Source organism: Aurantiacibacter sp. MUD11, from assembly GCF_026967575.1.
GTDB lineage: Bacteria > Pseudomonadota > Alphaproteobacteria > Sphingomonadales > Sphingomonadaceae > Alteraurantiacibacter.
Map to the genome: position 1 here is coordinate 2,263,108 of NZ_CP114054.1, position 20,290 is coordinate 2,283,397.

The window sequence follows — 20,290 nt, forward strand, 5'->3', positions numbered from 1 at the left end:
GCCTCCCATATCCAAAAAACGGCGCCGAGTTTAGAGGTCGGCACCGTTTGAAACTTTCCCATTTGACAGGAAGTGTGGCACGAATAAGGCTGATGGAGGGCAATCGACAAGAGTGCAAACGCGAAAAGCGGACGAAAAAGCCGCTCGATTCCACGCAACTCAACGATCTGGCGCTCGCCTATGTTGCCCGTTTCGCCACCAGCGCGGCCAAGCTGGAGCGCTATCTGCACCGCAAATTGCGCGAACGTGGCTGGGACGGCGAGGACGAACCGGACGTCGAAAGCCTGGTAAATCGGTATGTTGAACGCGGCTATGTCGATGACGAGGTCTATGCCCGTGCCAAGGCGGGCGACCTGCTGCGGCGCGGCTATGGCGGCAGACGCGTGAAGCAGGCGCTAGGGCAGGCCGGAATTTCCGGGCAGGTGGCCGAGGAGGCGGCGCCCAGCGAACACGCCGCACGCATGGCGGCACTGCACATGGCCCGCAAGCGCGGCTTCGGTCCCTTCGCGGTGGCCGAGGTCCCGCCCGAGAAACGCGAAAAACACATTGCAGCCATGCTGCGTGCGGGCCACAAGTTCGACCATGTCCGCACGGTTCTCGATAGCGAGGACGAGGTGGCGGCGGAGCAATGGGTCGATGAAGCGGCAGAGGACGCAAGTGGCGATGGCTATGTTTGACGATTTCAGGATGCCGTTCAATTGCTGGGCTATCCCGCTGGCGGTGGTGGTGTCGGCCTGCTCGCCGCAGGCCGCCGACCGCGTGCCCGAGCCGACGACTGCGGCCGCCACGGTGCATCCGGTTTCCGGCCTGCAGGTCATCCCCGTCACCGTCAAGACCGATGAAGGCAGCCATGTCTTCGCCTCGGAAGTGGCCGATACACCCCAGGCGCAGGCGCGCGGGCTGATGTTCCGCACCGAGATGGGCCCGGACGAGGGGATGATCTTCCCTTACGACCCGCCCGAACCGCTCAGCTTCTGGATGCGCAATACCGTGCTGCCGCTCGACATCATTTTCATTGGTCCGGACAACCGCATCCTGAACATTGCCAATGGCGTCCCCTACAATGAGAACAGCGTCTATTCCGACGGACCTTCGATTGGGGTGCTGGAACTCAATCGCGGCCGTGCCGAAGAGCTGGGAATCGGCCCCGGCGACCTGGTCGAATGGTAGAGCTTGGCGCGGGGACGCAGAATCGCTAATGGCGCGGCCATGAACTTTCTCGGCAAGATCTTCACGTGGTGGGACGGCGCCACCATCGGCACCATGCTGTGGACCTCGCGCAAGGGCGAGCACGTCGGCACCGATGCGCAGGGCAACAAGTATTACCGCTCCAAGCAGAAGCACGGCGACGGGCGCGAACGCCGCTGGGTGATCTACAACGGCCCCAACGATGCAAGCCGCGTGCCGTCGGAATGGCATGGCTGGCTGCACGGTTCTTATGACGAGCTGCCCGAAAGCCACCTCGCCCCGCCGAAGATCTGGGAAGCCGACTACACGCCCAATGCCACCGGCACGCAGGCTCGTTACCTGCCGGCGGGTGCGCTGGAACGCGGCGGCAAGCGCGCTCCGGCCACCGGCGACTACGAAGCGTGGACGCCCGACGCGTGAGCCCGCTGCGCGCCGTCACCACCGGCGCGGCGCTGCTGGCGCCCATCCTGCTGTTGGCTGCCTGCAACAGCGGCGCCCCGGAACCGGAAGCCGAAGAAACCGAGATTCCGGAAGAATTCGCGTCCGACCCGCTACCCGACCTGTCCGAAGTGCAGGGGCAGGGCACGCCCATGGAAGAGCGCGTGGCCACCATCGGCCTCATCAACAAGCGCAACAACCGCTCGCGCGACCTCGAAATGTCGCCCGGCGAATCGCGCCGCGTGGATGACATCATCGTCCGCCTTGCCGCCTGCGAGCGCACCGCCCCGTGGGAAAGTCCGGCGGAAACCGGCGCCTTCGTGCAGGTCTTCGTCAACGAGCGCGAAAGCGTCGATGCGGACCCGCAGTGGATGCGCATCTTCTCCGGCTGGATGTTCAAGAACTCCCCCAGCCTGAATGTGGTCGAGCACCCCGTCTACGACGTCTGGGTCAAGGACTGCGCGATGAGCTTCCCCGGCGAGGAAGGCTGAGCCGCCAGCAGCGCGCCATGCGCTTCGGGCAGTGTGCACAGCGGCTTTCCGTCGCAGGCTTTGGCGAGCAATTCCTGGTATTCGTCGCGGCTGACTTCGATCGCGCCCATCGAGGCCAGGTGCTCGGTCATGAACTGGCAGTCGAGCAGGACGTAGCCGGCCCGCCGCATCAGCACGATCAGCCAGGCCAGCGCCACCTTGCTGGCATTGTCGGCGCGGCTGAACATCGATTCGCCGCAGAAGGCGCGGTCGAAGGCGACGCCGTAAAGGCCTCCCACCAGCGTCTCGCCGTCATCGGTTTGGGCCCAGCATTCGACCGAATGGGCGTGGCCGTGGCGGTGCAGGTTGCGGTAGCTGGCGGAGATCGTGTGGCTGATCCAGGTGCCGCTCTGTCCCGCTTCGGTGCCCGGTTCGGGACGCGGCTGGGCACATGCCTCGATCACGGCCGGGAAGGCGGCATCCACCGTCACCCGGTAGCGATCCTGCTTCAGCACCTTCGCCAGCGAGCGCGAGCAATGGAAGCCGTCGAGCGGAAACACCGCCCGTTTCCGAGGCTCCACCCAGAACACCTCGTCGTCCTCGCGCGAATCCGCCATGGGAAACACGCCGCTGCGGTAGGCCAGCAGCAGCACTTCGGGGGGAATCACCTTGGGGGCAGGCGCGTGCATTCGCCGGCCTTTAGCAAAGCTTGCGCATTACGTCGCTTGCCATCGGCAAACCTTCGCTATAGAGGCGCCATTCCCAGTGCAGGGGTGTAGCTCAGCTGGTAGAGCATCGGTCTCCAAAACCGAGGGCCACGGGTTCGAATCCTGTCACCCCTGCCATTTTTTCCTTCCATTGTGTCATGACGCCGCATCCGCGGCTTCGTCCTCGCCAGACGCGTAGCAAGCTGCGCCGCTGCGGGCGGCCTTTCGGCCTTGCGGTCGCTGGCGAGACCGATTGTCGCCACGACACCTGAGTGGCGGCGACAAGGCTCCATCCTTAATTTCCACAGCCGGCACCCCTTGCGCATTTCTCCCGACTCGCATCTGAGGCGCATGCAGGCAGAGTGGGGCCATCAGAGGCAGCACTTTCTGCCCGATAGCTCCGGCCCGACCCGGGCGCTGTGCGGGGAACCGTTCGGGGGAATTACGGGTTTCGCCTCGCAGACGGTGTAGAAAGGACTTGGACATGGCCAGAATCTTTCGCAGCAGCCGGCCCGACAGCTGGACCTCGCCGCGCTTCCATACCGACGCCAGCTTCCGTGAAATGGCGCACGGCAAGATCCTGCCGATGGAAGAGCCGAGCTTCCTCGAAAAGCTGTTCGGTCGCCGCTAGCCTGCTGGACACGACCACGAAAAAGGGCCGGAGCGCTGGGATGGCGCTCCGGCCCTTTTCGTTGGGCGGGCTGGTTGCCCCTCCCGTCAGTACTCTTCCGGCTCTTCCGGCGTTTCGGCCGTATAGGTCGGCCCGGCGTCCTTGATTCCCCGTGCCAGTTTGAACACCACGCCACTGAGCAGCGCCAGGGCGACGATGTTGGGCAGCAGCATCGCCGCATTGGAGATATCGCCCAGGCGCCAGACCAGTTCACTCGGCTGGGCCGCACCGATGAAGATGACGATGCACCACAGCACGCGCCAGCCCATGTGCAGCTTCTTTTCGCCGCTACGGGTCGAACCCTTGAAGCGGTCGTAGATGAAGGTGATCGCGCGCTCGCCGTAATAGGACCACGTCAGCAGCGTGGTGAAGACGAACAGGATCAGCGCAATCGAGGCGATCAGCGTACCGATCGGGATGCTGCCCAGCTGCAGCGGGAAGGCCGCGGCAAAGGCGCCACTGGTCATTTCGAAGCCGACGCGGTCAGACTGCCAGGCATGCAGCACCGCCTCGCCACCGGCGGTGAAGTCGCCGCGCACGGTGAGGATGACGAGCGCCGTCATGGTGCAGATCACGATCGTGTCGATAAAGGTGCCCAGCATGGCCATGCGGCCCTGCTGTTCGGGATCGTTGGTCTGGGCCACGGCGTGGGCGATCGGGGTCGAGCCCTGACCTGCCTCGTTCGAGAACAGGCCGCGCGCGACACCGGCGCGGATCGCCATGATGATCGCCGCCCCGGTAAAGCCGCCGACCGCGCTTTGCGGATTGAACGCACCGTTGAAGATCAGCGCGAAAGTCTCGCCGAGGTCGCCGAAGTTCAGGATCAGCGCGATCACAGCCATGACGATGTAGGCGGCGGCCATGAAGGGCACCACCTTCTCGGCAACGTTACCGATCGACTTGATGCCACCGATGATCACGATGAACACCAGCACGGCGACGATCAGGCCGCCCAGCCATTCCTCGATGCCGAACAGTTCATTCAGGCCGTCAGCCACGGCATTGGCCTGGATCGAGTTGCCGGTAACCAGCGCGGAGAACAGCGTGCCGACGCAGAAGACCACGGCCAGCCAGGTCCACTTCGGGCCGAGGCCCATCATGATGTAGCTCATCGGGCCACCGCGCTTCACGCCGTCGCTGGTCGTTTCGCGGTAGCGGATCGCCAGCGAACCTTCGGCGAAGGCGAGCGCCATGCCGAACAGGGCGGTGATCCACATCCAGAAGATCGCACCCGGCCCGCCCAGCGCGATGGCCGTGGCGACGCCGGCGAGGTTGCCCGTTCCGACCTGTCCCGAAAGGGCGGTGGAAAGCGCCGCGAAGGGCGAGATTTCACCGCTGCCCGAGCCCTTGCGGCCGGCGAACAGGCCCTTGATGGCCGAGCCGAGCTTGACGATCGGGTAGAATCGCAGCCCCACCATGAACCAGAAGCCGATGCCCAGCAGGATCAGGGCGAGTGGCGGGAAGGGAATGACCGCTTCGCCATTCCAGGTGCCGCCCCAGATAAAGTCCGAGACATTGGTGACCGGGGCGATCAGTCGTTCGCCCAGCGGAAGTTCGGTTTCGACTGCCATTGTTGTTGTAAATCCCTCATGCGTCCCGTGCAGGAAAGTGGGCAGGCTATCGACGCCATGCCGCGCTGCCTAGCCCCAATGTTGCAAATGCAACCTTTTGTGCGCGTGCCGGCAGCACAAGGCGGGCAGCGGAGTCTTGCCAAGCCGGGGCACGGCTCCTAAATAGCCTGCACCTTCCGACATCGGAATCCTGCAAGCCCCTCCCGGACATGTCGACCGGGGCGGCGAGGAGCCCTACCCGGAAGAGACGAGATTTTTGCAAGGACAGGTACGGACCGACATGGCCGACGACAACAACACGCCCAAGCAGGCCGCAACGCCCGCCAAGAGCAAGACCAGCCCCGGCGAATTCATCCGCCAGGTGCGTACGGAAACGTCCAAGGTCGTGTGGCCGACGCGTGAAGAAACGGTGCGCACCGCCATCTTCGTCTTCATCCTGGTGGTGATCCTGTCGCTGTTCTTCCTCGGTGTCGATTCGGCGTTCGGCGCGATCGTGCGCTGGCTGCTGGGCCTGCTCTGATAGCGCCCACCCACAAGGTTCAGGTTAGAAAAGAGAATTCCATGGCTGCTCGCTGGTACATCATCCACGCCTATTCCGGCTTCGAGAACAAGGTCCGCGACGCGATCCTGGCCGAGGCCGAGCGCCTGGGTCTTTCGGAAGGCGTCGAGGAAGTCGAAGTGCCGACCGAGACCGTTACCGAGATCAAGCGCGGCAAGAAGGTGCAGGTCGAGCGCAAGTTCATGCCCGGCTACGTGCTGGCCAAGCTGAACATGACCGACGATATCTACCACCTCGTCAAGAATACCCCGAAGGTGACCGGCTTCCTGGGCACCAACAACAAGCCGCAGCCGATTTCCGAGAAGGAAGCGGCGCGCTATTTCGGCGGTGTGGAAGAGGCCAAGGCCGCGCCCAAGAAGGACATCAGCGTCGATTACGAGATCGGCGACCAGGTCAAGGTGCTGGAAGGCCCCTTCGCCAGCTTCAACGGCGTGGTGGAAGAGCTCGATTTCGACAAGGCCAAGGTCAAGGTCAGCGTGTCGATCTTCGGCCGCGCGACCCCGGTCGAGCTCGACTTCGAACAGGTCGAACTGGTCAAGTAAGGCCGGTCGCGGCGGCTTTCTTCCGGTTCACTCCTGGGTGGCCGCCACCCGTTCGATCTCGTGCTGCACATAGTCGCGCAGGCGCAGGGCCGGCGATGACAGGTGCTGCTGCGTAACCAGCGCGATCTCCGTGTCCGACAGCGAAGGCAGCGAGTGACGCTGTTCGTCCACCACCAGCATCTCGTGCGGCACCATGTCGCGCGGCAGCACGGCCAGCCCCAGCCCGGCGCGCAGCGCGGCAAGGTTGCCCGCCAGCGAACCGCAACTGTAAGCCACGCGCCAGCGCCGCCCAACGGCATCCAGCGCACTGGTGGCGCGGTGACGATAGACGCAGGGCTTGGGCGAACAGACCAACGGCAACGCGTCCTCCTCCAGCAGCGCCTCGCGCTCTGATCCGCAGGCCCACACCAGCTTCTCCCGCCACACCGGACTGCCGTCGACATCGACCGAAGGCTCGCGCTTGAGCAGCGCCATGTCGAGTTCGCCCGCGTGGAAACGATCGAGCAGGTCAAGCGTCAGTTCGCAGACCACTTCCAGCGCCACGCGCGGGTAGGATTCGCGGAATTCGGCCAGGATGCGCGGCAAGCGGGTGGTGGCGAAGTCCTCCGGTGCCCCGATCCGCACGAGACCCGCCAGTTCCGGTTCGCGGGCGCGGTCCAGCAGTTGTTCGTTGAGGCGCAGCAGGGTGCGCGCATGGCCCAGCACCATCTCCCCTTCTGCCGTCAGCGCCACGCGACGGCTGGTGCGGTTGAGCAGCCGCGTATCGAGTTGCTCCTCCAGCCGCTTGATCTGCAAGGACACCGCCGATTGCCCGCGCAGCAGCCGCCTGGCCGCGGCGCTGAAACTGCCGGTGTCGACCACCGTCACGAAGGCGCGCAGCAACTCGGGATCGATGGTGCGGGCAAGGCTCATATATTGCAAATAGCAATATATGATATTGGAACAATCAATTTCCGCAACGAAGGTGGTGCCCCTATCTGCGCCGCCAGAAAAGGAGATTGCCCCTCATGAATCAGCATTCCACCACCGCGGTCCAATCCGCTTCGGCGCAGGTCAGCCAGAAACCCGCCCGCATCAGCGTGGCCCGCGGCGACGGCATCGGCCCGGAGATCATGGAGGCCAGCCTGCGCGTGCTCGAGGCCGCCGGCGCGAAGCTGGAGATCGAGGAGGTGGAACTGGGCGAGAAGCTGTTCCACGCAGGCCACAGCGCTGGCATCGCACCCGAGGGGTGGGAGAGCCTGCGCCGCACCCGCGTGGTGTTCAAGGCCCCGATCACCACTCCGCAGGGCGGCGGGGTGAAAAGCCTCAACGTCACGCTGCGCAAGTCCTTCGGCCTGTTCGCCAATGTCCGCCCCTGCGTCGCCTATGCCCCGGCGGTGGCCACGCGCCATCCGGGCATGGACGTGGTCATCGTGCGCGAGAACGAGGAGGATCTCTACGCCGGCATCGAGCATCGCCAGACCGACGAGGTGGTGCAGTGCCTGAAGCTGATTACCCGGCCGGGGTGCGAACGGATCGTGCGCTATGCCTTCGAATATGCCCGCGCGAACGGCCGCCGCAAGGTGACCTGCTTCGCCAAGGACAACATCATGAAGCTGACCGACGGCCTGTTCCGCCGGGTGTTCGACGAGATCGGCGCGGAATATCCAGAAATCGAGAAGGAATACATGATCGTCGATATCGGCGCGGCGCGACTGGCAGACACGCCCGAGCATTTCGACGTGGTGGTGACGCCCAACCTCTATGGTGACATCCTGTCCGACATCGCGGCGCAGATCACCGGCTCTGTCGGGCTGGGGGCATCAGCCAATATCGGCACCGAATGCGCCATGTTCGAAGCCATCCACGGCTCTGCCCCGGATATCGCCGGGCAGGGCGTTGCCAACCCCTCGGGCCTGTTGCTGGCGGGCGTGATGATGCTGGTGCACCTGGGCCAGGGCGACGTCGCCAAGCGCGTCCACAACGCCTGGCTGCGCACCATCGAGGACGGTGTACACACCTGCGATATCGCCGATCCCGAGCGTACCAAGCGCAAGGTGGGGACGCGCGAATTCGCCGATGCCGTGATCGCGCGGCTGGGCCAGGAACCGCAGCACCTGCCGCCAGTCGACTATGCCGAACACGCCGCCGTGCCGGTGCGCCAGGCACAGCAGCGCGAACCGCAGCAGCGCGAACTGGTCGGAATTGACGTCTTCGCCTGCCACGCGGGCGCGGTCGAGCCGCTGGTCGAATTGCTCAAGCAGGGCGAAGGCGACATGCTGGAACTGCTGATGGTGACCAATCGCGGAGTGAAGGTGTGGCCGGGCGGCCTGCCTGAAACCTTCTGCACCGATCACTGGCGTTGCCGCTTCCAGCCGCGTGAAGGCACAGCGGTGGACCCTGCCGCGCTGATTGCGCTGCTGGGCCGACTGCACCAGGTTGGTGTGGACGTGATCAAGACCGAGAACCTCTATACCTTCGATGGAGAGCCCGGTTACTCGCTGGGGCAGGGGCAATAGACTGCGTACTGCGGGGATCAGACGACGAACCAACCCAACTTCCCGCCATAGGCGAGCACCATCATGATCGTGTCGACCGCGGCGTGGGCGATGATCACCGCCCACAGGTTGCCGCGCTGCATGATCCGCACCCAGCCGAGCAGCAGGCCCACCATCCCCGTCACGATGACGCCGCCCCAACCCTGGTAGGCGTGTGGCATGCCGAACAGCACCGCCTGCACGACCAGCACCAGCCACACGCGGCCGCGCAGCCCGCCGAGCCGTTCCAGCCGGTCCATCAGGAACCCGCGCCACAGCAGTTCCTCACCGAAACCGGCGGCGAACCATGCGACGCCGATCACCCACAGGGCGAACATGGCCGGGCTTTCCGTCACCAATTCGAGCACGAAGCTGGGGTCGGGGGCGGGCAGGCCCATCGCCTGCACCAGCGCGGTGCCGAAAGAGAATATGGCCAGTGTGCCCGCCGTGGCGATGGCGGCATAGGCGATGGCGCTGCGCCAGTTCGGGGCGGACAGATCGAACACTTCGCGCACGCGCCCCTCGCCGCGCAGCCACAGCCAGCAGACCCCCAGCGCCAGCGCCATGCCGACGATAGCGGTGGCGGCGGCAATGGCGGACGTCAGTTGCGGCGCCTCGGCGCCGTTGGCGACCTGGGCGATCAATGCCGGCAGCATCGGCAGGGTGCTGCCCGCCAGGTAGGCCATCACCACGCTCAGGAATTGCAGCAGGAAGCGCAGCCAGCCGATCGGCTGCTTGGTCGCAAGCGTGGTCGGCGTGGGAGCATCCCTGAACGTGTCTGCCGGATTGCCCATGCCGCCTCGCTGTCGTTGTCCTGCGTCCCTGAGGAGATTGTGCAGCCTGGGGCCATAACGCGCAAGCTGAGGGCAACGCTTTTCCGGTGCGGCGGCGGATGGCATCGCAGGCTTGCTTTTCACCGCAGATTCGCTATCTGCGCGCCTTCCTAGCCACACAGCTTGGAAATCCGTGCGGGAGGCGCTTCGCAAGAAGGGCCGCTGGACCGCTTAACATGAGTTCCGGTTCGCGCCGGGACGACAGTGCGAAAAGGAGGCCATCATGGCCAAGAAGATCGAAGGTTACATCAACCTTCAGGTGCCCGCCGGCATCGCCAACCCGTCGCCGCCCATCGGCCCGGCCCTGGGCCAGCGCGGCGTCAACATCATGGAATTCTGCAAGGCCTTCAATGCTGCGACTGACAGCATGGAGAAGGGCGCGCCGATCCCCACCAAGATCACCGTCTATGCCGACCGTTCGTTCACCTTCGAAACGAAGTCGCCGCCGGCAAGCTTCCTCATCAAGAAGGCGATGAAGATCAAGTCGGGCTCGAAGGAGCCGGGCAAGAACATCATCGGCTCGATCAAGACCAGCCAGCTGGCCGAGATCGCCGAAGCCAAGATGAAGGACCTGAACGCAAACGACATCGACCAGGCTGTGAAGATCATCGCCGGTTCCGCCCGCTCGATGGGCATCGAAGTGGTGGAGGGCTGATAGATGGCTACCCTGACCAAGAAGCAGAAGAAGCTGGCCGAGCTGGACAGCGAAAAGCTCTATACCGTCGACGAAGCCATTGCCACGCTGCGTGAGCACAAGGGCAAGTTCGACGAGACCGTTGAAGTCGCGATGAACCTGGGCGTCGACCCGCGTCACGCCGACCAGATGGTGCGCGGCATGGTGTCGCTGCCGGGTGGCACGGGCAAGGACGTGAAGGTCGCCGTGTTCGCGCGTGGCGACAATGCCGACAAGGCGCTGGCCGCCGGTGCCGACAAGGTCGGTGCCGAGGACCTGATGGAAGACATGCAGGCCGGCAACCTCGATTATGACCGCGTGATCGCCACGCCGGACATGATGGGCGTCGTCGGTCGCCTGGGTAAGGTGCTGGGTCCGAAGGGCCTGATGCCGAACCCGAAGCTGGGCACCGTCACCCCGAACGTGGAACAGGCCGTGAAGGACGCCAAGGGCGGCCAGGTCGAATTCCGCGTCGAGAAGATGGGCATCATCCACTCCGGCATCGGCAAGCTGTCGTTCAAGGACGAAGACCTGAAGGCGAACTTCAAAGCGCTGACCGACGCTGTCGTGAAGGCCAAGCCGTCGGGCGCCAAGGGCAAGTACGTCAAGAAGGTCTCGCTGACCTCGACCATGGGCCCGGGCCTGAAGGTCGACCTGACGGAAGTCGAAGGCGCCTGATCGCACGACTATCTATATCGTAGAAATCGCAAGGGGCCGGGGGAGCAATCTTCCGGCCCTTTTGCTATCCGACGATGATGGAATACCGCCGCGATATCGACGGGATGCGGGCCCTCGCCGTGCTGCTGGTGGTGCTGTGCCACGCCGGCATGCCGGGTTTCGCCGGCGGATTTGTCGGGGTGGACGTGTTCTTCGTCATCTCCGGCTACCTTATCTGCGGCATTCTTGCCCGCGAGCTGGAGGCAGGTGAGTTCTCGCTGGCCAGCTTCTACGAGCGGCGCGTGCGGCGCATCCTGCCGCCGTTGTTCCTCGTCATCGTGACCTGCTTCGCGGTCGGCTGGTTCTTCCTGCCGCCACCCGCTTACGAGAGCCTCGCCCGTGCGGCCATGCCAGCGACGCTGTTCTATTCGAACATCCACTTCCGTGAGCTGGCGACGGACTATTTCGCGCCCTCGTCGGAATTCGAGCCGCTGCTGCATACCTGGTCGCTTGCGGTGGAGGAGCAGTTCTATGTCCTGGTGCCGCTGGCGATGTGGCTGGCCTGGCGCATCGACCGTCGCCTGCTGTTTCCCGGCGTCGTGGCCGCTACGCTGGCGAGTTTCGCCTGGTCCCTGCGCATGGTGGAGGCGACACCGACCGGGGCGTTCTACCTGCTCCAATCCCGTGCCTGGGAGCTGGGCGTGGGGGCAGCGCTGGCGCTGGCGCCGTGGCGCTGGGAAGCGCCGCGCTGGCTGGCGGAGCTGGTGGCGGCGCTGGGGCTTGCGGCAATCCTGTTTGCGGTCCTCACCTACGATGGCGCCACCGCCTTCCCGGGCGCGGCGGCGTTGCTGCCCGTCATCGGTGCTGCTGCCCTGATCTGGTCGGGTGGACGGCAGGGCACGCTCGTCACGCGCTTGCTGGGACTGCCGCCGATGGTGTGGCTGGGGCTGATCTCCTACGCGCTCTACCTGTGGCACTGGCCCGCGCTTGTGCTGGCGCGGCACCTCTACGCCAGTACCGAAGTGCCGGCGTTGGCGACGGTGATCGCGGTCATGGCATCGGTGTTGCTGGCGTGGTTGAGCACGCGCTTTCTCGAAATGCCGGTCCGGCGACGGGGCGACAGGGCTGTGATCGGCCGGGGGAGTCTGCTGCTGGTGACCATCCCGGTTGCAGCAGCCATCGTCGTCGTTTCCCTCGTCATCGCTGCCAACCAGGGCTTCTGGTCGCGCGCGCCCGGCCTGCGCGAAACCGTGGAGGAGGCAACGCGCCGCTCGCCGATGGAGGATGCGTGCCGACAGGCCTGGCGCGAGGGCGGCGAACCATGCCGGTTCGGGCAGGGTTCGGAGCAGCCGAGAGTCCTCCTGTGGGGCGATTCGCACGCAGGGGCACTGATGCCCGGACTGGACAGCCTGTTGCGCCAGCGCGGACTTGCAGGCGCGGCGACGGTGACCACGGGCTGTCCGCCGCTGCCCGGTCTGCGCCGACAGCAGCACGGCGACCGCCTGGATTGCAGCGTGTCCAATGCGGCGGTGCTGGATTGGCTCGAAGCCAATCCGCAGGCTGCCCCCAAGGTCATTCTGCATGCACGCTGGGCCGCCTATTTCACCCAGTCGAACGGCCGGGGCGCCCCCAGGCCGCGCGATCCGATGATCGACGCCGCCACCGGACGCGCCCTGTCGCGGGAGGAGACGCCGCAGGCGCTCGAAGCCGCTTTGACGGCCCTCGTCGAACGGCTCACCGCTTCCGGCCGCCAGGTCATCATTGTCGGCGGCGTGCCGGAAATGCACGTCGACGTGCCGCGCGGCCATATGTCCGCCAGCATGAGCGGGCTGGGCATGACAGTCGACGTGCCGCTGGCGCAGGTGACGGAGCGCGAAGCGCTGGCGCGGGCCATCCTCCGGCGCATGGCCAGCCGACCGGGTGTGACGCTGGTCGATCCGGTATCCGTGATGTGTGCCGATCGCTGTCCGGCCGAGCTGGACGGTCATCTGCTCTACCGGGACTACAACCACCTCTCGACCCATGCGTCGGAGGTCTATGTCCCGTTGCTGTTCGAGAACGTGGAGCTCTAGCCGGACGCTAGATTCCGCCGCTAGATTCCACCGGGAGTGAAGTCGAAGCCTTCCTCGCCCAGCACCTCGCACAAGGTATCGACAGCGCTTTCCAATTCGTCCTTGCTGGTGGAGCGGATCACGAAATTGGCGCCCGTCTTGCCTTCGCGGAAGAAGGGATAGCTGCCGATCTGGCAGTTCTCGTGCGCCTTCTCCACCTGCCGCAGGATGTCGGCGACCTCGCTCTCGGCGGTCCAGCAGCCGACTGTCTCGGTAATCAGCGGCGCGCCGCCTTCCAGTTCGCCGGTCATCGCGTCCAGCATCTGCGCGGTGATGTGCGGCACGCCGGCCATCAGGTGGATCTTGCCGTGCTTGATCCCCGGCGCGCCCGACATGCGGTTGGGGATCAGGTCCGCGCCCTCGGGCACCCGCGCCATCCGCAGCCGCGCCTCGGTCAGGCCGCCGGGCTTGTCCTTGTAGTAATCCTCCAGGATCGCCCGCGCTTCGGGATGGACGACGACCGGTACGCCCAGTGCCTTGGCCACGGCGTCCACGGTAATGTCGTCATGCGTGGGGCCGATGCCGCCGGTGGTGAAGACATAGTCGTAGCGCTCTGCCAGCGCGTTCACCGCTTCGGCGATGGCATCCATGTCGTCCGAGACGACGCGGGCTTCGGTCAGGCGGATGCCCTGCACCTGCAGCCAGCTGGCCACCTGCGCGATATTCTTGTCATGCGTACGGCCGGAAAGGATTTCGTCACCGATGACGAGCATCCCCGCCGTCCAGACCTTCTCACCACTCATTCCGCAGCAATGGCCTCATGCTCGTTCGGTTCCTCGTCCTGCGAAGCGGCCGGGGCCGTTTTGAACCGCAGCACGCCGTCAGCGACCGGGCGCTGGCGGAAGTCCTTGCGGTCCTCCAGGTAGTTGTGCGCCAGCGTCCACGGACGCTCCGCGCTGACCTTGGGCATGAGGTTCTTCGCGCGATTGAGATAGCCCGAGGTGTAGTCCCAGGGATCGACCGCTTCCGGCTCGTCCTCCGGCGCCAGTTCGGCCACGGCAATGTCCGCGTCCGTGGCGCGCATCTGGTTCAGCACTTCGCAGGCGTAGCGCGAATTGGTGTCGGCGCGCAGCGTCCAGCTGGCGTTGAGATAGCCGAACACGAACGACAGGTTCGGCAAGTTGGAGAACATGGTGCCGCGATAGAAGAAGTGCTCGGTCCAATCGACCGGCTCGCCATCGCAGGAGACCTCAACCTTGCCTGCCAGCACCAGCCGCAGGCCGGTGGCGGTGATGACAATGTCGGCGGGCAGGTGATCGCCCGATTCCAGCTTCACGCCGGTGGCATCGAAACCGGCGATATGATCGGTAACGACCTTCGCCTTGCCGGCGTTGATGGCATTGAACAGGTCGCCGTCGGGCACCAGGCACAGGCGCTGCTGCCACGGGTTGTAGGGCGGCTCGAAATGCTTGGGATCGTAGTTCTCACCCAGCTGCTGGCGAGTCATCGCGCGCAGCATGTCGGCCAGCTTCTCCGGGTTCCGGCGCGACAGGTTGAAGAAGTAGCTGCGCAGCAGGATGTTCTTCCACCGGGTCAGGCGGTAGGCCCACTTCTCCGGCATCCATTTCAGGAACCGCTTGTTCCACTTGTCCTGCTTCGGTCCCGCCCCCATCCAGGTGGGCGTGCGCTGGAGCATCGTCACGCTCTTCGCCGTATCGGCCATGGCCGGCACCAGCGTGACCGCCGTCGCGCCCGACCCGATGACGACCACGTCCTTGCCCGCATAGTCGAGGTCTTCCGGCCAGAACTGCGGGTGCACCACCTCGCCGCCGAACTTGTCGAGCTCGGGAATCTGCGCATCGTGCGGATTGTCGTAATCGTAGTAGCCGGAGGCGAAATAGAGCCACCGCGCGGTGATCGTGGCGGTCTTGCCGTCCTTGGTGCGCGAGGTGATGGTCCAGCGCGCGGTCATCGAATCCCAGTCCGCGCTCAGCACCTCGTGCCCGAAGCGGATGTTCTCGCGAATGCCGCGCTCGTCGACGATGCGGTTCAGGTATTCGAGGATGTTCGGCCCGTCGGCGATCGCGTCCTCATGCTTCCACGGTTCGAAATCGAAGCCGAGCGTGTGCATGTCGCTGTCCGAGCGGATGCCCGGATAGCGGAACAGGTCCCAGGTCCCGCCCAACTGGTCGCGCCGTTCCAGGATCGTATAGCTGCGGTCCGGGCACAACATGCCCATGTGCGCGGCCATGGAGATGCCCGATATGCCTGCCCCGATGATGAGGACGTCGGTGTCGGGCTGGGTCATGGCGCTTCAATCCTGGTTCGGTGTTGATCCTGAACCGGTGAACATAGAGCGAGAAGGCGCATCGGCATAGTCGCTGCTGACATCTTTGTTCACACCGAGCAGGCCCTTGGCCGCCTGCACCGTGTTGGCCAGCAGACAGGCGATGGTCATCGGGCCCACGCCACCGGGGACGGGGGTGATGGCCTTGGCGTGCTGGCATTCGTCGAAGGCGACGTCGCCGACAAGCTTTTCCTTGCCGGTTTCCTCGTCCAGGATACGGGTGATGCCGACGTCGATGATGACGGCGCCTTCCTTCACCCAGTCACCCTTCACCAGTTCGGGCGCACCGGCCGCGGCGACGATCACGTCGGCCTTGCGGCAAATGTCGGGCAGGCCGTGGGTGTAGATGTGGGTGACGGTGACGGTTGCCTCGGCATCCAGCAGCAGGTTCGCCACGGGCTTGCCGACTATGTTGGACTTGCCGATCACCACGGCATCCATGCCGGTCAGGTCGGGGATCACCGTGTGGATCAGCATCATCACGCCCAGGGGGGTGCAGGGCACGATGCCGCCGGTGCCGGTGCTCAGGCGGCCGACATTGACCGGGTGGAAGCCATCGACGTCCTTTTCCGGCGTGATCGTGCGCAGCACCAGGCGGGTATCGATATGCTCGGGCAGCGGCACCTGGCACAGGATGCCGTGGACTTCGGGATCCTTGTTGAGCTGGTCGATCAGCGCCAGCAGCTCTTCCTGGCTGGTATCGACGGGCAGGCGGTGTTCGGTCGACTTGATGCCGACCCGCTCGCAGGCCTTGATCTTGCGACGGACGTAGACCTGGCTGGCGCCGTCGTCGCCCACCAGGATCACGGTGAGGCCAGGGGCAGGGTGACCGGCCGCAACCAGCGCGTCGACTTCGGCCTTGGTCTTTTCGTCCAGCTGGCGCGCGATTGCGCGGCCATCGATGATATCGGCCATTTCGGCTCCGTCTCTGTTGTCAGTTCTAGTTTTCGAAGACGACCGTGCGGTCGCCGTTGAGGAATACGCGGTCTTCCAGGTGCGCCCGCACCGCCTTGGCCAGCACGCGGCGTTCGACGTCGCGGCCCTTGGCCACCAGGTCTTCCGGGCTTTCGGCGTGGCCGATGTTCTCCACGTCCTGGGCGATGATCGGGCCTTCATCGAGGTCGTCAGTCACATAGTGACTGGTGGCGCCGATCATCTTCACGCCGCGGGCGTAGGCCTGGTGATAGGGCTTGGCGCCTTTGAAGCCGGGCAGGAAGGAATGGTGGATGTTGATGCAGCGACCGTTGAGGTAGGACGCCATCTCGTCCGAGAAGATCTGCATGTAGCGCGCTAGCACGACCAGGTCCGCGCCGCTTTCCTCGACGATGCGACGCACCTCGGCTTCCTGTTGCGGCTTGGTGTCCCTGGTGATGGGCAGGTGGTGATAGGGAATGTCGCCGATCAGGCTGGTGGTCAGCTTCTCGCGCGGGTGGTTGGAGATGATGGCGGGCACCTCCATCTCGATTTCCCCGATCCGCATCCGGTACAGAAGGTCGCCCAGGCAGTGGTCGAAGGCGGACACCATCAGCACCACCTTGGGCATCCAGCCCGGTTCGCGCAGGTTCCACTCCATCTCGAAGTTCTCGGCGATGGAGGAAAAAGCCTCGCGCAGGCTGGCGATGTCGTTGTCCTGCGGATCGAACACCAGCCGCATGAAGAAGCGGCCAGTGCGACGATCCGAGAACTGCTGTGCTTCCTCGATGATGCAGTCGCGATCCGCCGTGAAGCCGGTCACCCGCGCCGAGATACCGGTGCGGATGGGGCAGGACAGGCGGAGGGTCGCGGTGCTCATCGAGTCGTCTTAGCGCTTTTTCTTACGAATGGCGCGCGTGATAGTCGTTGATCCATTCGGCTGAGGCGGTCAGCGCGCCGAACGGATAGAAGTGCAGGCGCACGCGGCCGTGGCGCTCGGTCAGCTTCTTTTCGAGGTTGCCGACCAGCTTGTCCGGACCGGCGCTGCCGATCAGGTTGGTGAGCGAGACACCGTACTTCTTCATCACGCTGGCGCTGGCACCCACGCCGCAGCGCTTGGCGAAACCAAGCAGGCGCTTGATGCCGGCCGGGCCGGGAACGCCGAGGCGGACCGGCACGTCGATGTTGCGTTCGCGCATTTCGGCCAGCCAGTCGACGATGGCGTCATCGTCGAAGGCGAACTGCGTCACCACCAGCGGCGTCATGCCATGGGCGCGAACGGCGTCGATCTTCTTCTGCATCCACACCCACAGGTCGTCCTTCGAGACATTGGGGTGGCCTTCCGGGTGGCCGCCGACACCGACGATCTTGATGTCGTGCTTTTCCAGCAAGCCGGTCTCGATGATCTGCAGGCTGTCCGAATAGGGGCCCTCGGGCTCGGGCGGGTCGCCGGCGATGATGAAGACGCGGGTTACGCCGGCCTTCTTGGTGATTTCGCCCAGGTACCAGTCGAGCTGCGCTTCGCTCTCGATGCGGCGGGCGGACAGGTGGACGATCGGCTCGAAGCCCAGTTCGCGCACCAGCACGGCGGCCTCGACGCGCTGTTCCAGTTCCTCGCCCGGGAGGAAGGTGACGGCGACCTGCGTATCCTTGCGAATCAGCGGCGCGGCTTCCTTGAGGCCTTCGATTTCCTTGGCGGTCATTTCCAGCGAATAGCCGTCGACCATGTTCTCCATCGGCTGTTCCCAGTTGGGATGGATGGTTTCGTAGGACGCCATGTTTCTCTCCTCGTGCCAACGCGCCGAAGGGCGACTCCGGCGGGCCATATTATCTTCAAGAAACCCCCTAGCGCATGGAGATAAATTCGTATAGATGAAATTTTCAAGAACGCGAAAAAAGAGAGAGTGAGCGCCTACCCATGCTGCTGTTCCTGCCAGGCTTGATCTGCGATGCGCGCGTCTATGCGCCGCAGAAATCGGCCTTTCCGGAGGCGCACGTGGTCGATGGCTACGGCATGGCGGACAGCCTTGCCGAAATGGCGCGAATCGCTCTTGCCGAGGCTGACGAGCGCGGCGCCGACCAGCTCGACGTCTTCGGCCATTCGATGGGTGGCCGCGTGGCGATGGAGATCGTCCGTCTTGCCCCGCAGCGCGTGCGGCGCCTGGCGCTGGTCTCCACCGGCATCCACCCCGTCGCCCCGAACGAGCCTGCCAAGCGCGCCGAGCTGCAGCAGGTCGGCTACGACCACGGGTTCGAGGCGCTGGTCGATACCTGGCTGCCGCCGATGGTGGCCGAGGCCCACCGCGAGATGCCGATCTACGACGTGATGCGCGAGATGTGCCTGTCTAAGGACCAGGCGCTGTTCGACGCGCAGATCAAGGCCCTGCTGGGCCGTCCGCCTTTCGACGACCTGCTGGCGGGCCTCACCTGCCCGACCCTGGTGATGACCGGCAAACTGGATGCCTGGGCGCCGCCCAAGCAGCATGAGGCCATCGCCGAAAAGATCGCCAATGCCGAACTCGTGATCGTGCCGGATGCCGGCCACATGATCACGCTCGAAGCGCCGCAGGCGGTGAACGATGCAATTTCCGACTGGCTCGCCCGCGAGCCGGCGACCTTCTGATTAGTACCTTACGTTTTCCCAAAGAGAGGATGTCTGAAATGAGTGATCAAACGCTGCAACAGAAGCTGGATGCCGAAGGTGATGTCGTTCACTTCCTGCGCAACCAGCAGCTCGGCCCGAACCCCTATCCGGGCGTGCCGGCCGAATATTCCAACTGGCGCAACGAACAGCGCGGCTGGGCCAAGACCTGCGTGCTGTTCAACCAGAGCTACCACATGGTGGAGCTCTACGTTCGTGGCCCCGATGCCATGGCGCTGCTGGAATACACCGCAATCAACTCGTTCAAGAACTTCGCCGTCAACAAGGCCAAGCAGTATGTTCCGGTGACCCCGGACGGCTACGTCATCGGCGACGTGATCCTGTTCTACCTCGACGAGAACGAATTCAGCCTGGTTGGCCGTGCTCCGGCCATCGAATGGGTCGAATTCCACGCCCAGTACAAGAAGCCCGATGGCAGCAAGTGGGACGTTACCGTCGAGCGTGACGAGCGTACCGCCATGCGTACCGACGGCAAGCGCAAGAACTACCGCTTCCAGCTGCAGGGCCCGAACGCCATGAAGACGCTGGAAAAGGCCATGGGCCAGACCCCGCCGGACCTGAAGTTCTTCAACATGGCGCACATCGACATCGCCGGTAAGGACGTCATCGCCCTGCGTCACGGCATGGCCGGCCAGCCGGGTTACGAACTGTTCGGTCCCTGGGAAGACTACCAGGCCGTGCACTCCGCGCTGGTGGAAGCCGGCAAGGACTTCGGCCTCGAACTGGTCGGTGGCCGTGCCTATTCGTCGAACACGCTGGAATCCGGCTGGCTGCCTTCGCCGCTGCCCGCCTTCTACACCGGCGACAGCCAGATGATGAAGGACTTCCGCGAGTGGGCCGGTGCCAAGAGCTATGCCGGCATGTGCTCGATCGGCGGCAGCTACGTTCCCGACAGCATCGAGGGCTATTACCTCACGCCGTGGGACATCGGCTATGGCCACATCGTCAAGTTCGACCACGACTTCGTCGGTCGTGAAGCGCTCGAGAAGATGAAGGACCAGAAGCACAAGCAGAAGGTCACGCTGGCGCTCGACAACGAAGACATGATGCGCGTGCTTTCCTCGCTCTATGCCGAGGGCGATCGCGCCAAGTACTTCGAGTTCCCCAGCGCCGTTTACGCCATGCACCCGTTCGACGAAGTGAAGAACGCTGCCGGCGAAGTGATCGGCGTGTCGACCTGGGTCGGCTACAGCTCGAACGAAGGCAAGATGCTCACCCTCGCCATGATCGACCCGGACGAGGTCGAAATGGGCAAGGAAGTGAAGCTGGTGTGGGGTGAGCCGAACGGCGGCACCACCAAGCCGACCGTCGAGCCGCACGTGCAGACCGAGATCAAGGCGATCATCTCGCCGGTTCCGTACTCCAACGTCGCCCGCACGGCCTATGCCGACAGCTGGCGCGCCACCGGTGTCGGCGCCAACGCCTGATCCGGACATATTCCCGTACGGGATAGAGAGGGGCGGCTGCATTGTGCAGCCGCCCCTTTTTCTTGCC

At 64.6% G+C, this 20,290-nt stretch carries 22 protein-coding genes and 1 tRNA gene; 14 read left to right on the top strand and 9 right to left on the bottom strand.

Annotated elements, in window-relative coordinates; genetic code table 11:
- Window positions 1-92: 92 nt before the first annotated feature.
- From OZN62_RS11235 to OZN62_RS11250, 4 genes are read left to right on the top strand one after another with little or no spacing between them, the layout of a single operon-like run.
- Window positions 93-677 (top strand): regulatory protein RecX, encoded by a 585-nt coding sequence (locus tag OZN62_RS11235; RefSeq protein ID WP_269099823.1) that lies wholly within the window; start codon window positions 93-95, stop codon window positions 675-677.
- The gene (locus OZN62_RS11240) at window positions 664-1,170 is read left to right on the top strand and encodes a DUF192 domain-containing protein (RefSeq protein ID WP_442864374.1); all 507 of its coding nucleotides are present in this window, start codon (window positions 664-666) and stop codon (window positions 1,168-1,170) included. Before OZN62_RS11235 ends, OZN62_RS11240 begins: the two co-directional genes overlap by 14 nt.
- 39 nt (window positions 1,171-1,209) lie before the next feature.
- The gene (locus OZN62_RS11245) at window positions 1,210-1,608 is read left to right on the top strand and encodes an NADH:ubiquinone oxidoreductase subunit NDUFA12 (RefSeq protein WP_269099826.1); all 399 of its coding nucleotides are present in this window, start codon (window positions 1,210-1,212) and stop codon (window positions 1,606-1,608) included.
- Window positions 1,605-2,117 (top strand): DUF2155 domain-containing protein, encoded by a 513-nt coding sequence (locus OZN62_RS11250; RefSeq protein WP_269099827.1) that lies wholly within the window; start codon window positions 1,605-1,607, stop codon window positions 2,115-2,117. Before OZN62_RS11245 ends, OZN62_RS11250 begins: the two co-directional genes overlap by 4 nt.
- Here OZN62_RS11250 and aat read toward each other — a convergent pair.
- Window positions 2,063-2,785, bottom strand: a complete 723-nt coding sequence (gene aat / locus OZN62_RS11255) for a leucyl/phenylalanyl-tRNA--protein transferase (RefSeq protein ID WP_269099828.1) — start codon at window positions 2,783-2,785, stop codon at window positions 2,063-2,065. The two genes, OZN62_RS11250 and aat, sit on opposite strands and share 55 nt — an antisense overlap.
- An 80-nt stretch (window positions 2,786-2,865) precedes the next feature.
- Between aat and OZN62_RS11260 the strand changes: the two genes are divergently transcribed.
- Window positions 2,866-2,941, top strand: a tRNA-Trp gene (locus OZN62_RS11260).
- 346 nt (window positions 2,942-3,287) lie between these two features.
- Complete coding sequence (locus OZN62_RS11265) at window positions 3,288-3,434, top strand: hypothetical protein (RefSeq protein WP_269099829.1); 147 nt, start codon at window positions 3,288-3,290, stop codon at window positions 3,432-3,434.
- An 86-nt stretch (window positions 3,435-3,520) separates the two neighbouring features.
- Here OZN62_RS11265 and OZN62_RS11270 read toward each other — a convergent pair whose 3' ends face one another.
- Window positions 3,521-5,044 (bottom strand): alanine/glycine:cation symporter family protein, encoded by a 1,524-nt coding sequence (locus OZN62_RS11270; RefSeq protein ID WP_269099830.1) that lies wholly within the window; start codon window positions 5,042-5,044, stop codon window positions 3,521-3,523.
- Window positions 5,045-5,324: 280 nt separating this feature from the next.
- Between OZN62_RS11270 and secE the strand changes: the two genes are divergently transcribed.
- Together secE and nusG are read left to right on the top strand one after the other, a co-directional pair.
- A complete protein-coding gene (gene secE / locus OZN62_RS11275; RefSeq protein ID WP_269099831.1) occupies window positions 5,325-5,564 on the top strand; it encodes a preprotein translocase subunit SecE in 240 nt (79 codons plus the stop codon).
- Window positions 5,565-5,605: 41 nt separating this feature from the next.
- A complete protein-coding gene (gene nusG, locus OZN62_RS11280; RefSeq protein ID WP_269099832.1) occupies window positions 5,606-6,145 on the top strand; it encodes a transcription termination/antitermination protein NusG in 540 nt (179 codons plus the stop codon).
- A 27-nt stretch (window positions 6,146-6,172) separates the two neighbouring features.
- On the opposite strand, the gene OZN62_RS11285 is transcribed toward nusG, so the two are convergent.
- Window positions 6,173-7,057: a LysR family transcriptional regulator gene (locus tag OZN62_RS11285; protein ID WP_269099833.1), complete on the bottom strand. Its 885-nt coding sequence runs from the start codon at window positions 7,055-7,057 to the stop codon at window positions 6,173-6,175.
- A gap of 95 nt (window positions 7,058-7,152) precedes the next feature.
- On the opposite strand from OZN62_RS11285, the gene OZN62_RS11290 reads away from it, so the two are divergent.
- Window positions 7,153-8,643, top strand: a complete 1,491-nt coding sequence (locus OZN62_RS11290) for an NADP-dependent isocitrate dehydrogenase (protein ID WP_269099834.1) — start codon at window positions 7,153-7,155, stop codon at window positions 8,641-8,643.
- Between the two features lie 17 nt (window positions 8,644-8,660).
- On the opposite strand, the gene OZN62_RS11295 is transcribed toward OZN62_RS11290, so the two are convergent.
- Window positions 8,661-9,455 (bottom strand): CPBP family intramembrane glutamic endopeptidase, encoded by a 795-nt coding sequence (locus tag OZN62_RS11295; RefSeq protein WP_269099835.1) that lies wholly within the window; start codon window positions 9,453-9,455, stop codon window positions 8,661-8,663.
- A gap of 262 nt (window positions 9,456-9,717) precedes the next feature.
- Here OZN62_RS11295 and rplK point away from each other — a divergent pair, with 262 nt between their 5' ends.
- The 3 genes from rplK to OZN62_RS11310 all read left to right on the top strand — a co-directional run bounded on the left by rplK (window position 9,718) and on the right by OZN62_RS11310 (window position 12,896).
- The gene (rplK, locus tag OZN62_RS11300) at window positions 9,718-10,149 is read left to right on the top strand and encodes a 50S ribosomal protein L11 (RefSeq protein ID WP_269099836.1); all 432 of its coding nucleotides are present in this window, start codon (window positions 9,718-9,720) and stop codon (window positions 10,147-10,149) included.
- Between the two features lie 3 nt (window positions 10,150-10,152).
- Window positions 10,153-10,845: a 50S ribosomal protein L1 gene (rplA, locus tag OZN62_RS11305; RefSeq protein WP_269099837.1), complete on the top strand. Its 693-nt coding sequence runs from the start codon at window positions 10,153-10,155 to the stop codon at window positions 10,843-10,845.
- Window positions 10,846-10,919: 74 nt separating this feature from the next.
- On the top strand, window positions 10,920-12,896 hold the full coding sequence (locus OZN62_RS11310; protein ID WP_269099838.1) for an acyltransferase family protein: 1,977 nt from the start codon (window positions 10,920-10,922) through the stop codon (window positions 12,894-12,896).
- Window positions 12,897-12,916: 20 nt separating this feature from the next.
- Here OZN62_RS11310 and OZN62_RS11315 read toward each other — a convergent pair whose 3' ends face one another.
- The 5 genes from OZN62_RS11315 to OZN62_RS11335 are packed head-to-tail and all read right to left on the bottom strand — an operon-like array spanning window position 12,917 to window position 17,912.
- Complete coding sequence (locus OZN62_RS11315) at window positions 12,917-13,678, bottom strand: competence/damage-inducible protein A (RefSeq protein WP_269099839.1); 762 nt, start codon at window positions 13,676-13,678, stop codon at window positions 12,917-12,919.
- Window positions 13,675-15,183 (bottom strand): flavin-containing monooxygenase, encoded by a 1,509-nt coding sequence (locus OZN62_RS11320; RefSeq protein ID WP_269099840.1) that lies wholly within the window; start codon window positions 15,181-15,183, stop codon window positions 13,675-13,677. Before OZN62_RS11320 ends, OZN62_RS11315 begins: the two co-directional genes overlap by 4 nt.
- Before the next feature lie 6 nt (window positions 15,184-15,189).
- The gene (folD, locus tag OZN62_RS11325; RefSeq protein WP_269099841.1) at window positions 15,190-16,137 is read right to left on the bottom strand and encodes a bifunctional methylenetetrahydrofolate dehydrogenase/methenyltetrahydrofolate cyclohydrolase FolD; all 948 of its coding nucleotides are present in this window, start codon (window positions 16,135-16,137) and stop codon (window positions 15,190-15,192) included.
- Window positions 16,138-16,162: 25 nt separating this feature from the next.
- On the bottom strand, window positions 16,163-17,014 hold the full coding sequence (gene purU / locus OZN62_RS11330) for a formyltetrahydrofolate deformylase (protein WP_269099843.1): 852 nt from the start codon (window positions 17,012-17,014) through the stop codon (window positions 16,163-16,165).
- A gap of 22 nt (window positions 17,015-17,036) precedes the next feature.
- Complete coding sequence (locus tag OZN62_RS11335) at window positions 17,037-17,912, bottom strand: methylenetetrahydrofolate reductase (RefSeq protein WP_269099845.1); 876 nt, start codon at window positions 17,910-17,912, stop codon at window positions 17,037-17,039.
- A 140-nt stretch (window positions 17,913-18,052) separates the two neighbouring features.
- Between OZN62_RS11335 and OZN62_RS11340 the strand changes: the two genes are divergently transcribed.
- Both OZN62_RS11340 and desA read left to right on the top strand, forming a co-directional pair.
- Complete coding sequence (locus OZN62_RS11340) at window positions 18,053-18,757, top strand: alpha/beta fold hydrolase (RefSeq protein ID WP_269099846.1); 705 nt, start codon at window positions 18,053-18,055, stop codon at window positions 18,755-18,757.
- Window positions 18,758-18,795: 38 nt separating this feature from the next.
- A complete protein-coding gene (desA, locus tag OZN62_RS11345) occupies window positions 18,796-20,223 on the top strand; it encodes a syringate O-demethylase (RefSeq protein ID WP_269099848.1) in 1,428 nt (475 codons plus the stop codon).
- The last annotated feature ends 67 nt before the right edge of the window (window positions 20,224-20,290 follow it).